Origin of the sequence: Flavobacterium notoginsengisoli, from assembly GCF_042686225.1 — a bacterium.
GTDB classification, from domain to species: Bacteria; Bacteroidota; Bacteroidia; order Flavobacteriales; family Flavobacteriaceae; genus Flavobacterium; species Flavobacterium notoginsengisoli.
This window is the reverse complement of sequence record NZ_JBHUOT010000001.1, coordinates 957,687-972,875: the sequence shown is the minus strand read 5'-3', so window position 1 is coordinate 972,875 and position 15,189 is coordinate 957,687. Positions and strand designations below refer to the sequence as shown.

The window sequence follows — 15,189 nt, the reverse complement described above, 5'->3', positions numbered from 1 at the left end:
AAAATTATATGAATCAACTACTATTTGTTTGGGTTGAAAAATTTAGAAATATCGAAAATGTCGGATTTAATTTTTCTAATCGTTATGAGATTAGCTACAAAATAGAATCAAATGAAATAACCGTAAATACCATCGATGGTTTTCCCGCTTTACAAGAAAATGATGTTAAATTACTTTTTACTGATGATAAGCATTATTTAGAGGATTTTTTCCATTTTCAAAACACAAACAATGTAAGGATCTCACAAGTGTGCGCCTTGATTGGAAAAAACTCATCCGGAAAAAGCAACATTATAGATTTTATTTTGACTGCAATTAGTACAGGAAATAGAAAAAAATTGCAATCAAATTATATTCTGGTTTTTAAAAAAGATAATGAGTTATGTTTTTTTGGTAAAACTAATAAGAGTCTGAAAACTTCCGATTTAAATTGTTTGAACAAAAAGGTCTTAAATATTGAGCCAGAAAAAAGTTGGTCAGCAATGTTTTATTCAAATGTAGCTGATAATAAAGAGTATATTTTTAACGGCAGTACTGTTTTAAATTATTCTTTTAACAAATTAAATGAATTACAGTCAAACAAAATTGATTTTGTAAATTCTATTTTTTTTGAGGATACATGGCAGAGGCTAAATACAATAGATTCACCAATAAAGAATGTTAGATTTGTTTTTAATCCTGTTGCTTTTCTCAGAACCGAAAGATTAAATGATTTAAATGAAAAATTAGCGGGAATTTTAAAAAGATATCGAAAAGCAATATATGAGGAATCATCTTCTAATGCTAATCGTTTTTATTATGGCTTAGCCATTAATTTGTTATGCTTTCTATACGAAAATCAATATAACATAGGAAGAGTTTTAGCCAATGTTAATTTAGTTGGAACAGACGGGTTCGCTGAAGAAATCAGAGTATTACATCCTAAAATAACATCTTTTATAGAAGATATTGACAGTATCGATTCAAGTGTAATGAATCAAGATGAATTCGCTTCATATAAAACTATACTAAATAATTTTTTATTGAAAGATGAAAGTGGCAAAGCAATTATTTACAAGTTTGGAGATGTTGATAAGTTTGATAATTCAATACTTGTCGACTATAATGAAGATTTTATTAATTTAATAGAAGGAAATCAAATAGCATTTAATAATGCAAGTTTAATTACTCATGATTGGTCCCAATTAAGTTCAGGATTGAAAGCGTACCTTAATCTATTTTCCCAATTGTTTGATTTAACTGATAAAGTTTCTAAAACGAAAAATGAAAATATACTTATTTGTATCGATGAAGGAGACCTTTACCTACATCCTGAATGGCAAAAGAATTTCTTAAATGACTTGATATGGTTTATAGAGAAAATTTTTAAAAACATCAATATTCAGTTAATATTAACCTCGCATTCACCTTTTTTAATTTCTGATTTACCAAAAGAGAACGTTATTCTACTAGACAAGAATTGTAAGCCAGATCGACAGTTAGATCAAAAATCCTCTTTTGGTGCTAATATTCATCAGTTGTATAATAAGCAATTTTTCTTAGTCAATGGTGCCATTGGCGAATTTGCCAGAAGTAAAATTTCTAATATTTTATCAGAATTAAAAGATGTTGATAGGGAAAGTCTTGAAAAGTATCAAAAATTGATATCAATGATTGGAGAACCTGTCTTAAGGATTAGATTAGAGGAGGAACTTCAAAAACATGTTCAGAAAATTGGAAAAGAAGCTTTAATTGAATGGCATAAGTCACAAATTTTGCAATTAAACAAGGAAATTGAATGATATACTTAGGAGATATACCGAAAGAAATATTAGATAAACATTGGGAATATTTCGAAAACTCAATTGGATATAAAAAAATTGAGGAATACAAAAAACAGAATGCGTTACCAATAAAACAAAGAGCACTATTTCGATTTATTAGTAATCACGATTTATTAAAAAAAATAATTATAGGTAAACCTATTGAGATAAGGGAATTAATTGACAAATATAACGAGTTAGTTATTAATAAAGGTCGTATCGTTTCAAATGACGCCTTTGCTTTTTATAAGGATTTTATTGTTACTGGCGGCTGGAATTCTATATGGGTGAAAATTAACAGAGATGCAGCGGGGCTATCCAATAAAAAAAATATTAAAGCGAGAATGATTTATCTAGATAAAAGATTTTCTTCAATGGAAAGGCTTTATGGGCAAGTTAACAATGAGAGATTAAACATCGGTACATTAAAAAGCAGATTTGACAACATTAATAATAATATTTCTTCAAATTTAGAATCTTGGAATGATTTGCTGAAATCTATTTTTGATTACTCTAAGTTTATCGAAATAAGCGATAACTGGAACGCATATAAATACACTACAGATTTAGGCGTTACAGTTTGTCCGTATTGTAACAGAAATTACATTCATACGTTGGAAACAGACTCCGGTAGAACACGTGCAGAATTGGACCACTTTTATCCAAAATCTTTGTACCCCTTTCTTTCAATATCAATTTACAATTTAATTCCAAGTTGTCATATCTGTAATTCTAATTTAAAAGGCTCGAAAAATTTTTTTGAAGAGCAACACATCCATCCTTTTGAAAATTTAAATCAAAGTAAAATTACATTTAAATTACAGTACACAGACTTGAAAATAGAAACCGTCATTCCAAATATCAATCAATTCGAAATTGATTTTAATTTTAATCCTAGCTTGAATAATAGTGAAATGACGATGATTAACAACTCATTAAAAACTTTTAAAACTAAAGAATTATACAATAATCATAAAGACATTGCACAAGAGTTAGTCTATAAGGCTTATTATTACAATAAAACTAAAATAGAGGAATTACAGTCTATTTTAGGAACTAATTCGGGAATTGATGAGAATTTTATTGAAAGAGTTGTATATGGCAACTATATTCATGAGAACAATTTTGGTAAGAGACCATTAGCAAAATTTACTGGTGAAATATTATCAGATTTAGAAAATTAGAATCATTATCTACACACTATAAGAGTGTGTAGATATCATAATATGCTGTTTAAAATAAATTGGTATTTACGAGATGGCTTCCAAAAAAATTAAACGTCAAAATTAGCTTCCTCAGTTACAGCTATTATTTCTTCCAAAAAGTTTTTCACTGCAATATGATTACCAGCTGGGTCATATTTTATTATTTCAATATTAAAATCTTTCCTCCATCTTTCAACTTCTGTCTCTGTCACCATATCTTTTGAGACTAAAGCATAATGAGTCGGAGAACCACCGTGAAAAATGTTGTGGATATAGCCAAGCAGTAGCAATAATTCGGGGTCGTTTAGGGAAACCCCAACAAATAGGATTGAATTTGTCGAAAATATTGCATGCAAAATACTTTGATATCCGCTCTGATTATAAATTATATTTCTATAATCCTTTTCAGTAAGGACGATTTCCTTAGGAGTTTTAGCATCGCCGTGGGCTTTAAGTACAAAATGGTCATTATTCCATAAGCTGTAATTTATAGAGGATGCATCCTTATAGGTATAAACTGTTGGAAAATAGTTATTGAAATTCTTAACTAAGGCCTTTTCAACTAATGTGTCATAATTAGTAGTGATAATAAACTTCGATTTTAATTTAACTAAAACATCATGTGTTTCTGTTGGTACCTTTGTTTTATCCTCAAACCGGTCCCTGATTAGTCTATCCAGATCACTTTGGATAAGATCTCTCAATTCCTCGGCAAGCATTAAATATTTAGACGGGATTCCTGCCAATATCCTCATTTCCGCAATACGAGTACTTGCAATTCCTTTTCTCTCAAGAATATCAATTAATTCATTCAGTAATTGACCCCAACTCGGAAGCCCTGCTCCCATTGACATTCCTGCACCAACATATAGACCAAAGGAATTTTTGTTGATTGCTTTTTTGATATCTTCTACCATTTTATTTTTTTAGATAAATTCCATTACCAATAAATTTTTTTCTAAAAATAGCATGACGTAGTGCTATATTTTTTTGAAAATTTCCTGAAAACTTAAATGATAGAATATAATCATAAAGATCTCTATCATAGGTTGGTTTGGTTGGATCACTTATTAGCATATCTGGATTTCTATTATTTCCTACTCGCCTTTGTTCAAAAATTTTAAATTGTTCAACAAACTTCTTTTCATCAATTCGATCAATATCGTCATGACAACTGTATAACAACCAAAAAGTGTCAACAAAAGTCCATTTATTTTTGAAAATTCCTTTGCTGATCGAGTTCAATTTATCCATCAAATCTAAAATTTGGTTTGTTTTCTGAATATATGGACTAAAAATATTAGAAGTGGAATCAGCTAAATCTTTGTAGAGTTTCTCAATGTTTTTAGCTTTGACATCAGACAAACCGTTATTGTAGGCTATTGTTATGACATGATCCAAATAATCCTGGTGTTTGAATCTTGTATTTATAATTCTACAACCTTTAAAAAATTTATGCGCCTCAACCACTGAAAAAATAGCTGAACCTATGTTGCTCGCCATTGCATGTCGAAGTTCAACCTGATTCAATTGAGCACCCATTTGCAATCTAGCAAATAGGCTTCTTATTTCCTCAGGAGTAGTTTCTTCAATTATCGCTATATTAAGTTCATAATTATCAAAATCTTCCTTTAGAGCTCCAAGCTCTTTATACTCTAAATTATGCGTGCTTGTACCATTTATAATGGTTCTTTCCAGACTATACTTTGAGTCATCGCTCATAAATTCCCATATAGCTCTTATTCGCTGCTGTCCATCTGTAATTTCATATTCATATAAAGGATCGTTTGGAGTAGCTCTCAAATAAAATTTAGGTAAATCATAACCTCTAAGCATAGAATCAATAAGTAGTTTCTTTTTTGACAATGACCAGACTGAAGTTCTTTGATATTGTGGAGCAGGATTTATTTTGTCGATTCTAGTATTCAGAGTCTTTACCTTCCAATTAGCAAGTCTTATTTTCATTTAAAATATTATATTATATAAAACAACTTGCACAACCTTCTCCCTCTGCATCCTCTAAAATATCCAACAGATAAGGAGATTGTACTTTTGATTTTGTTCGTTCTTTACGTTTAATATATTCTTCTTTTATTTTTTCTATACGCTCCGGTCTTGCCAAATCTGCAAGTGATTCATCCTGTATCCAAGTATAACCCTCTTTCTCATATTCCATTGCTTTCAAGAACAGATCAGGATGCTGTTCATAAAGCCATACCCATTCGATTTTTTGCTGATAAAAACAGAAAAAACAACCGGAACGACTACGTGCATATGTTGATTTTTTTCCGTTCACTTCGAATTCAATTGCCTTGTAATAAGCAGGGACACCAACACCTGATTCTTCCAATATTCTAAAAATATCATCTCTGACAAGAATTTCCTCGTTACTCACTAGTGGAAATTCACTTTCCCTAGATAATGGATATTCGGTTGTCTGCAAGAACTCGAACATAGCATGATTATATTCCTTGATTCCTAAATCCAGAAGGCTATTCAATTTTTGGCTCTGGCTAAAATTAATCGAAATCTCTTCATTAATAACTTCGAAAATCCTTGCTTTCTTTTCTCCCAAATCCAACGTGCTATAATATTTCAATACGTAATTAATATTGTTATTTGCAAGAAATTTAGCAGTGACATCTTCACTGAACATATTTTTTCTAAATGGAAAAACAGACTGTATATTAGATTTTTTTGAGATATAACCTTCCCTATCCTCATCACCTCGAATGCCGACATAAGATATCACCAAATCATCTCCTACAAACTTCTCGAAAGGCTCAAGCTTCAATTTTTTGGTACACCATCTAGACATATTTCCCGGTAAAAAACCGTTATACATTTTAATAAAATGGTCAAATGGATTTAAAGAATCATCAGCAAGGACAGGCAATTTATAAATTTCTTTGCCTAAAAAATTTTCCAGATACTCAATTAAATTATATGTATCTTCAAGCTCTTTACCTGTATCAGATGTGTAATATTCGATATCCAATTCAGGGTAATTCTGCTTCATGTAAATAGCCAAAGCTGCACTATCCTTCCCTCCGGAAATCCCTAACACGTGTCTAACTTTACCGCTCATAATAATTCTTTTAAAACTGCTGCCAACGCAGCCAAATCAGTGCTTTTGTCTTTAGATAACAACTCCTTGATTTTCTCTTCAAGTTTTTCAACATCCTTAAATTTTCCTTTAGGCAGTCGAATCACTTTGCTTGCCATTCCGCCATCAAAAGAATTGATTTGAACATCCAACGCTATCTCTTTTTCTTCATCAAATGTCGTTTTAGATATTCGGTTCAAGCTATCAAGGCTCAAAATCATATCTGTAAACTTATCATACAGCATAAGCTCATCTTCGTCTTTGAATTTCTCCAATGACTTACCGACAAGCGATTGTGCTAGCGAGCTAAGCCAAGCCTTTTTATCTTCAATCTTCGAATCGATTCGCTGAACAAATGATTTCTGAGAATTAAGCAATAAGTGACGATGCAATGTTTTATATCTTATTTGAAATTTTAATTTATATTGCTCAAAAGATAAATTTGTATCAAAATATTTATCTTGAAGATAAAACTCAAAGCGATTGACAAGTTCATCAAAACAATTCCGGACTTCTTTGATTGAATCCTGTAAATGTATAATGAAATGTTGTAATTCTGCTCTGTCTTTCTGGATTTTTGCCACAGAGTAACCTAATGCTGCTGGAAAATCTTCAAAGAAAGACTGTTCTGGATCTTTAGATGTAGCAATTGCCTCCCTGATAGCCATACTTTCTTTAGAGAGTCGTTTGGTTTCTTTTGAATAATCAGGCAAACTCCTGTAAAACACCAAGAATGGTTTGATTGTCTCAATAAAAGTCTGCGCGTTACCGTTTTTATTCAGATCGATATTTAAAAATTTACGATAGCTGTTAAAAATATCCAATTTTACGCCTTCCAATACGAACGATTTCACTTCAAAATCTTTTGGAATTTTTGCAATAAGTTCTAAGATATCTTCATTAATTGTTGGGGTATAAATACCTACATTAAATAACGCATACTCGTCTCGTTTGATAAACAGAAAAGAAGGAACCCAAAAATCAATGAATCCTTGTTTGAGCTTAAAGGGTTTGTTACTTAAAATCTCAGTAAATTCAGAAACATTTCTTTTGGTAAGCTTGGCACTATCCAAAAATTCAACGGATGCCTTCCACAAATTATGAAAACCATTGTCATTATGTGGTTCTATCAAATTTGACAGATTATCATCACATAACTTAATTCCGTTGTTTTCCAATAAGGAAAGATATATTGTTTTCTCAGGCGGAAACTTATCCTTATGAAAACCAAGCTGAGGCATATCCCAATCATTGGCAAGAGCTCTGAAATAATTCCTTTTTGCTGTATGGATAGAGGTAGATATCCTATGCTTGTTTACAAGTTCATTATTAAAATATGGTGTCTTAAAGTAAACTTTTTGACATATAAATGAAAGAAAGGAATTAAACTCTTTTTGAGATTTTAGTTCTTTCTGTTTACCTGCGAAAATCCATCTGACTGAGGTTTTGTCTCCAAAAAAACTATTGAGGATTTTATGATTTAATAAATTTCTTTGATGAACAACAATATTTTTAAGCTCTGTAACCGCAACTTTGTCGTCAAGGTTATCTTCAATTACTTTTCTTGTTTTCTCTATTTCAAAAAGAAGATCCTTAATGTCTTTTGAATTTAGATAATAACAATATAAAATAGACTCCTGATTTTCTGATGATAGTTTTTCTATGTCTGAAAGTATATCCCTCTCATTAAAAATCAGGTTGATAAATCCGTCAACTTCTCCTTCCGGTTTTGTTGAAATAGGCTGGGATGATATCTTATATTCAAATAAACGAGGTGTTCCTGTTTCAAACATTGCCCTTTTTGCTAAAACTGCCGGCAGTGAATAGTTTTTATTTAGTAACGTAACAACATCTGTAATATCATCAATCTTGTTACCTGCTTCATATAGAGCCGTGGGAATGTCAAGATCGGTTCCTTCGAAAAGAATGTATCTGTTATTATAATTTCTATATAGAATAACTTTTTTCCCTTCTAGATCTTCAATTAATTTATCTGCATTTGGTATTCCCAGACTTTTTTCAGAATATAAAACCAAAAAATCACGATCTATAAATGATCCCCCTTGGGCATTGATTGAGAGCAAGCCTATCGTTTTGATTATTTTTGCATAATCAGAAATGCTTCCATTAAACAAAGATTCAATTTTCTCTAAAGAAGTTTTTATCGCCTTCCATGCAGCAAAATCTGGGTTATATTTTGAATTAAGAAAAGAAAAATAATTATAGATCAAAAAATCATATACTTCTGCTATCGAGTAAAAATTATCAGTCAGAATACTATGTTGATATAATCCCGTGTGATCGGTTGATTCCAAAAAAGAAAATAATGATCTCTCGTTCTGCCCATATTTCTGTAGTGACAATGTTAGTACATAAGCAGAAATTGCATCTAAAGGATACAACTTTTTAGCTATCTCCCTGACATAGTCCTCATTGGTTTTAAAAGCCTTTGATACAGTAAGCAACTCAACTAGTTCGTTGACCGTTTTTTCTTTTTTAATTGCAGATTGTCTTTCCTCTATATGTTCAGAAGCAAGAAACAATAATTGCTCAACAGGCTCATTGAATGTAATTTCCCTGAACCTGCCTTTTACTTTTGTCCACTCTTGTCTCTGCGTGGATTCCAAGTTAATGGCATATGCATCAAAATTTTGATGAACTGTGGTTAATAAAACAATATTGTTATCTGAATTATTAGCAAACTCAGCCAATTGCTGGATAAAATACAATTCTTTTTCCGGTTCATTTTGAGAAGCGTATTCAAGAAATTTTCCAAACTCATCTATGAAAATAAAAAGGAGCGGACTTTTCTTATCCAAATCATAATATCGATTGTAGATTTCAGAAAAAACATTTTCAATCTGATCTTTATCATTTTTGATTTCAAGCAAATCAATAAATGACTGCTTCAATGACTTATATTCTCCTACAATTTTAATAAAATCGATTTTTGGATTTGGAAGCAAATTCAAGCCAAAATACGACTTATTCCCTTTCAGGGTCTGCTCTACAGCCCATAAAAAAGAACTTTTACCTGTTCCATATGATCCAATCACATTAAATGATCTGGTTCCTTGCTTAAAATCATTACTAATCTGATTGCTTATGCGGATGGCATTTGGAGTAGGAATATATGTTAATTCCCTATCTGTATCACGAATGATGTTAGTTGATGTGTTGAACTTATTTGCCATAATAAAGATTTAGAATTTCAAATTTGTCCGGTTTTGATGTAAACTGCAATTCTTTAATTCCTGCATGATCACTTAATGTGATACCGTATTTCTGATATTGTACATTGTTTGCAACTGATTCTAACTTTTCCATTAGTGCGTTTTTTGTAATTGCAAAAACAGAACCAGCCATATTTCTATCCTGAGACAATGAATTTAAACTTACTGAGTTTTGAATGTTACTTTGATCCAAAATCGTATATAATATTACCTCTTCAGGTAAATTATTACGGCTCTCATTAGGAATCGAGTAAATTGAATTATGCTTTTTCTCTTCCTGAATAAGATTTAAATCTGTCAAAAGCCCTGATGAAGTATCCTCTTTATCCTTGATCTGATCATTCGTCCTGATATACATTCTGGTCATTACATCGAAATCTGTCGCAGCAGTTTTTTTATTAAATTGCGTAAAACTTATCTCATTTGCTTTTCTTTCCGCAAAAACTAAAAAATTTTCTTTTGTAAACTCAATCTTTTCTTTTCGCAAATAGTTAAAAACCAAGTGGTATATAGAAGCAATTCCTTGACTTGTCAATTGATAATGAAGCAGCCATAATGTCGCTTCATCTTCCAAATATGGGTCTTTTCCTTCCGAGGAAAAAATATAATCCGCTACATCGGTTGTATTACCGTCTTTATCGATCAATGCAAATGCTCTCATCCAAAAAAATATGGCAGAAACCATATTTTTGCCGACACCCAATAAAACTACTGCTTCACTATCAGTGAATTTATTTCCCTTTTTTACAAAATCATAACCTTTTTTCAACCACAAATGTCTGCAGTGAAAAGTGTCATGCCCAGAAAAAGTAAGCTTATTTGATGGAATTGTCAATATTTCAGACATATATAGTATTGTAATTTTGTTTGCTACAAATTAACAAAATATAACTATAAGAGATGCATTTATATAACTAAATCTTACTTTTAATCGCTCTTTAATTTTAGTTTCTATAAAATAAAATTTTAAAACTTTGCTTCAGTAAATAGAGCAATAGTGCTTTGAAATGTATGCAAATAAACATAACGGAGCTATAAAGCTCCGTCATCTACAAAGGAATAATAGGCTTCAGGAGTAATGATGAGATGATCCAGCAGTGTTATATCCATAACTCTGCCTGCTTCTCTAACTTTTCTGGTTATCTGTTTATCCGCCTCAGATGGCTTCAACTGTCCTGATGGATGGTTATGAATCATAATCAGCGATACGGCATTAGATTTGAGAGCCGCTGCAAAAATCATTCTGAGGTCTACTGAAGTGCCGGCAATTCCGCCTGAGGATACTTCATACATGCCCAATACCTTATTGGACCGGTTCAGAAGTAGGATTTTAAATTCTTCGAAAAATTCAATTGTATCAGGATTCCAGCATTGGAGCGCCAGCTGGTAAACCGTTTTGGAAGATTTGATAAAAGGTCTTTCTGAAGCTTTTACTTTCGTTTTGTAGACCAACTGGATTTCTGCCACCTGATTCCAATTCTGAACTGTTCTTGAAGTTTCCATGATTTCTTAAGTTTTAAGATTAATAATGGAACTTGAACCGGGAATGAGAAAGCGAGCGAAAAAAGCAACGCAATAAAGCAGGATTTCGCCTGCATTTATGGGGAATTTTTTTCCGCGAACCGCCTTTAGTTCCCGAACTTTGTTTCGGAATTAAGTCTGAACCCTAAAAATACGGATACAAAATAACAACTGGTCTTTCTAGGTGGCTCGCAAGAAGACATTGAAAGAGATTAAAAAAAATAATATGAATCTTTTTATTAGAGAAATTTGTAAAGCGACTTGAGCTAGATCATGTAGATTATCTCTTGCAATCGAAAAGATTTTTAAAGGAGTTAAGAAAGGTTTCTGTCCGAAAATCTAAATAATAATCCGAATCAAAAAAGCCTTTCAAAGTTTGAAAGGCTTTTTTGACATGTAAAAACTCAAATTTATTATTTATTCATTTCTCTAATAAATTTCTCTACATTTATTTCGACATCAAGAATTGTAACAGTTTCTTTTTTTAAAGACTTAGCGATCAAAACCATCTTTTCCAAAGTAGGATTAGCTTGACCCCTTTCTATTGTTCCTATTAACTCTTTTGTTACTCCATCATTAATATCTGCAAGTTCTTGTTGGGAAATAGGTTTATCCAGAGAACCTAAACCACTTATCTTTTCACGTAGTTTTCTACATTCCTCTCCTATTTTTTCCTTTTCAGTCACATTGATGTATTTAAAAAAATAAATATCAGATTTATTTAAAAAACTTTTGGTATGATATATCATACCAAAAGTTTTTTTTGTTATATTTGTAAAATAATTACAACTAAAATGTAATTTTGCGACTCTTCATTAAAACATTGAAGCATTCGCTTTGAATCTCGTTATCAAAAACTGGTAATTTTTAACGCACGAGATGATAAGTAAGATGCTCACGTCTTTTGGCGTGGGCTCACTTATTCGTGCGTGGGTATACCAGTACCTTGATAGCGTTTAAGTTGAGTTCCATGCCTTTTTTATTCTTACATTTTGGCAACTTCGATTCATAGCAATGAAAATGTTATATTGTTTTTCGCTACCATAAAAAACACTGAATTAGTTTAATTGGGGTACACTCTGCCTATACTTGGCTGCAACTAGGAAATGGTGGTGTGACTTCCCAATTATTAAACCTTAAAAAAGAATGCTTATGAAACACTTCCGTTGAAGTAATTTTAAAGTTTTGCTTTGACTTCAACACAAAAAAAGGCCCTCTGCAGCAGCGACTAACTAGAGCAGAGGACCATAGCTAATCAAATCATATTTAACTAACCAATCCCAATATTATGAATAATTTTTCATTTTACAAGGATGGGAAAGCACTTTATTGCCTAATTTTTGCAGGCTTTCTAATGTCTTTTTCATCCTCATTTGCCGAAAATTCTTTTCGGCATTTCAAATCCAATTTTCAACAGCATAAGCTTCAGGGTACTGTCTCTGATGGCAGTTCTCCCCTGCCAGGAGTTACTATCGCCATAAAAGGCAAATTAAATACAGCGACAATCTCCGATTACAATGGGCAGTACAGTATTTCTGCCTCCGTCCATGATACGTTGGTAGTTTCTTTTATCGGTTTTAAGACCGCTGTTATCCCTATTGCAGGACGTCCTAAAATTGATATTGTCCTTCAGTACGATACCACAACACTTCAGGAAGTGCGTGTCAATGCGGGATATTACTCAGTAAAAGAAAGCGAACGCACCGGAAGTATTGCCCGCATAACAGCAAAAGATATCGAAACCCAGCCTGTAACCAATGTACTTGCAACTATGCAGGGGCGTATGGCAGGAGTAAATATTACCCAGACCACAGGAACACCTGGCGGAGGGTTTGAAATCCAGATCCGTGGACGAAATAGTCTCCGGGCAGATGCTAATGCCCCTTTGTATATTATTGATGGTGTACCTTATAGCGCTGATGCCATTGGCTATAACCAGACCTCAAATGTTTTCCCAACCACTACAAGCCCGTTAAATAGTATAAATCCTACCAATATAGAAAGTATCGAAGTTCTTAAGGATGCAGATGCGACTGCTATTTATGGATCTCGTGGCGCCAATGGTGTTGTGCTTATAACGACAAAAAAAGGCAAAGAAGGAAAAACTACATTTTCCTTTAATGCTTCAACAGGCGCAGGAACAGTAACCAGCTACATGAAGCTTATGAATACGGAAGATTATCTCGCCATGCGTCGTCAGGCATTTGCCAATGATAAGATTACGACCTATCCGGCAAATGCCTACGATGTCAACGGTACCTGGAACCAGAATCGTTATACAGACTGGCAAAAAGTACTATTTGGCGGTACATCAGTCATGAGTGAACTACGTGGAAGTATTAGTGGGGGTACCAAGCACACGCAGTTTCTCTTAAATGCGAATTACCATAGTGAGACCACTGTACTTCCGGGTAATTTTTTATACAAAAAGGGAGGTTCGCAATTTAATCTCAACCACCAATCGGCAGATGATAAATTCCATTTAGTATTCTCAGCAGGCTACACAGTACAAAACAATGACCAGCCTGCCGCAGATATAACAACTCAGGCACGCTTTATTCCTCCAAATGCACCTGCATTGTATGATGCTGATGGAAATCTGAACTGGGAGAACTCGACATGGGAAAATCCTCTTCAAAGCTTGACTGCCAAATACCTTTCCCAAACAAAAGATCTTATAGCCAATACTATGCTGAGCTATAAAATTCTTCCCAGCCTACAGCTCAAAAGCAGTTTTGGCTATACTGATACCCAGCATGTCGAAAGCAGGACCAATCCTTCAACAATGTACAGCCCTTCTTACGGATATACAAGCGCAAATTCGAGCATTATTGTCAACAATACCAAACGAAGTTCCTGGATTGTAGAACCTCAGCTCAATTGGGAAAAAACAGTAGGAAAGGGAAAAATAGACATTTTGCTCGGCGGTACATTTCAACAGCAGAATACAGGCAGGCTGTATCAGTCTGGTAGCGGCTTTACCTCGAATAGTCTTATTTATGACTTGGCATCGGCAACTACAAAACTGGTCTTTTTAAGCGATGAAACGCTTTATAAATATCAGGCATTCTTTGGAAGAGCCAACTACAACTGGCAGGATCGTTACATAGTAAACCTTACTGCTAGAAGAGACGGTTCAAGCCGTTTTGGTTCTGGCAATCAATTTGCCACTTTTGGGGCTGTGGGTGCTGCCTGGCTGCTCTCCAATGAAAGTTTCCTGCGGGGCAGCTCTTGGCTGAGTTTCGGAAAGCTTCGTGGCAGTTATGGTATAACCGGCAACGACCAGATTGGCGATTATCAGTTTTTGAATACCTATACTTCATCAGGAGTAAGTTATCAGAATAATATAGGTATGCAACCCACTCGCTTATTTAATCCTGACTTTGGCTGGGAAATCAATAAAAAACTTGAAGCTGCCTTAGAAATCGGATTTTTACATGATAGAATATTTTTTACAGGAGCATGGTACAGAAATCGTTCATCCAATCAATTGGTTGGAATTCCACTGCCAGGAACAACTGGCTTTACACAGCTTCAAGCCAATCTGGATGCCAAAGTAGAAAATACGGGAGTTGAATTTACGCTTCGCACTGTCAATTTTTCGACTAAGAACTTTAACTGGAGTAGCTCTTTTAATATCAGTCTTGCCCAAAACAAACTCATTAGTTTTCCTAATCTAAAAAGCTCAACCTATAAAAACACCTATCGGATAGGACAGCCATTGAACATTCAACTATTATATCACTCCACAGGAGTTGACCCCCAGACAGGAATTTATCAGTTTAAAGACGAGAACAATGATGGACTGATATCTTCTCCTGATGACAAACAGACTATTGTGGATTTTAGTCCTGACTATTTTGGAGGGCTGCAGAATCAACTGAGTTACAAAAACTGGAAACTTGATTTTACTTTTCAGTTTGTAAAACAGCAAAATGCAACCCTGCTTGCGGGATTGGCAGGAAATATGACTAATCGTCCAGAAAGACTGAGCAATAGCTGGCAGGAGGCCGGAGAAATTGCTCCTTATCAAATATTCACTACCGGAGCCAATGCTGCTGCTGTTGCTGCTCAATCACGCTATACGTCAAGCGATGCAACCATTGTCGATGCCTCTTATATCCGTCTAAAAAATATTGCCTTGAACTATCAGCTTCCTTTGCGTCTAAAAGAGCTGCATTGCAGTATAATGCTACAGGGACAGAACCTCCTAACTTTTACTTCTTATAAGGATGGCGATCCTGAGTTTAAAAACAGCGGCTACCTACCTCCTCTTAAAGTTATTACAGCTGGTGTACAATTAACTTTTTAATCCTAAAACC

10 protein-coding genes are annotated in these 15,189 nt (G+C 33.5%); 3 read left to right on the top strand and 7 right to left on the bottom strand.

Annotation, left to right across the window (positions count from 1 at the left end):
* Positions 1 to 8: 8 nt before the first annotated feature.
* Both ACFS3A_RS04105 and ACFS3A_RS04100 read left to right on the top strand, forming a co-directional pair.
* The gene (locus ACFS3A_RS04105; protein WP_379824070.1) at positions 9 to 1,781 is read left to right on the top strand and encodes an AAA family ATPase; all 1,773 of its coding nucleotides are present in this window, start codon (positions 9 to 11) and stop codon (positions 1,779 to 1,781) included.
* Positions 1,778 to 2,986: a hypothetical protein gene (locus ACFS3A_RS04100; protein ID WP_379824068.1), complete on the top strand. Its 1,209-nt coding sequence runs from the start codon at positions 1,778 to 1,780 to the stop codon at positions 2,984 to 2,986. The genes ACFS3A_RS04105 and ACFS3A_RS04100 overlap by 4 nt, the downstream gene beginning before the upstream one ends.
* 89 nt (positions 2,987 to 3,075) lie before the next feature.
* Here ACFS3A_RS04100 and ACFS3A_RS04095 read toward each other — a convergent pair whose 3' ends face one another.
* The 7 genes from ACFS3A_RS04095 to ACFS3A_RS04065 all read right to left on the bottom strand — a co-directional run bounded on the left by ACFS3A_RS04095 (position 3,076) and on the right by ACFS3A_RS04065 (position 11,616).
* Positions 3,076 to 3,924 (bottom strand): SIR2 family protein, encoded by an 849-nt coding sequence (locus ACFS3A_RS04095; RefSeq protein WP_379824067.1) that lies wholly within the window; start codon positions 3,922 to 3,924, stop codon positions 3,076 to 3,078.
* A gap of 1 nt (position 3,925) precedes the next feature.
* Positions 3,926 to 4,972, bottom strand: a complete 1,047-nt coding sequence (locus ACFS3A_RS04090) for a DUF262 domain-containing protein (protein ID WP_379824066.1) — start codon at positions 4,970 to 4,972, stop codon at positions 3,926 to 3,928.
* Positions 4,973 to 4,985: 13 nt separating this feature from the next.
* A complete protein-coding gene (locus ACFS3A_RS04085) occupies positions 4,986 to 6,095 on the bottom strand; it encodes a phosphoadenosine phosphosulfate reductase domain-containing protein (RefSeq protein WP_379824065.1) in 1,110 nt (369 codons plus the stop codon).
* Complete coding sequence (locus ACFS3A_RS04080) at positions 6,092 to 9,004, bottom strand: hypothetical protein (RefSeq protein WP_379824064.1); 2,913 nt, start codon at positions 9,002 to 9,004, stop codon at positions 6,092 to 6,094. The genes ACFS3A_RS04085 and ACFS3A_RS04080 overlap by 4 nt, the downstream gene beginning before the upstream one ends.
* A gap of 292 nt (positions 9,005 to 9,296) precedes the next feature.
* Positions 9,297 to 10,193 carry a DUF4007 family protein gene (locus ACFS3A_RS04075; protein WP_330911225.1) on the bottom strand — a complete coding sequence of 299 codons (897 nt, stop codon included), beginning with the start codon at positions 10,191 to 10,193 and terminating at the stop codon, positions 9,297 to 9,299.
* A 185-nt stretch (positions 10,194 to 10,378) separates the two neighbouring features.
* Positions 10,379 to 10,849: a JAB domain-containing protein gene (locus ACFS3A_RS04070; RefSeq protein ID WP_330911224.1), complete on the bottom strand. Its 471-nt coding sequence runs from the start codon at positions 10,847 to 10,849 to the stop codon at positions 10,379 to 10,381.
* Between the two features lie 431 nt (positions 10,850 to 11,280).
* Positions 11,281 to 11,616 carry a helix-turn-helix domain-containing protein gene (locus ACFS3A_RS04065; protein WP_379824063.1) on the bottom strand — a complete coding sequence of 112 codons (336 nt, stop codon included), beginning with the start codon at positions 11,614 to 11,616 and terminating at the stop codon, positions 11,281 to 11,283.
* 539 nt (positions 11,617 to 12,155) lie between these two features.
* On the opposite strand from ACFS3A_RS04065, the gene ACFS3A_RS04060 reads away from it, so the two are divergent.
* On the top strand, positions 12,156 to 15,179 hold the full coding sequence (locus tag ACFS3A_RS04060; protein WP_379824062.1) for a SusC/RagA family TonB-linked outer membrane protein: 3,024 nt from the start codon (positions 12,156 to 12,158) through the stop codon (positions 15,177 to 15,179).
* Positions 15,180 to 15,189: the final 10 nt, after the last annotated feature.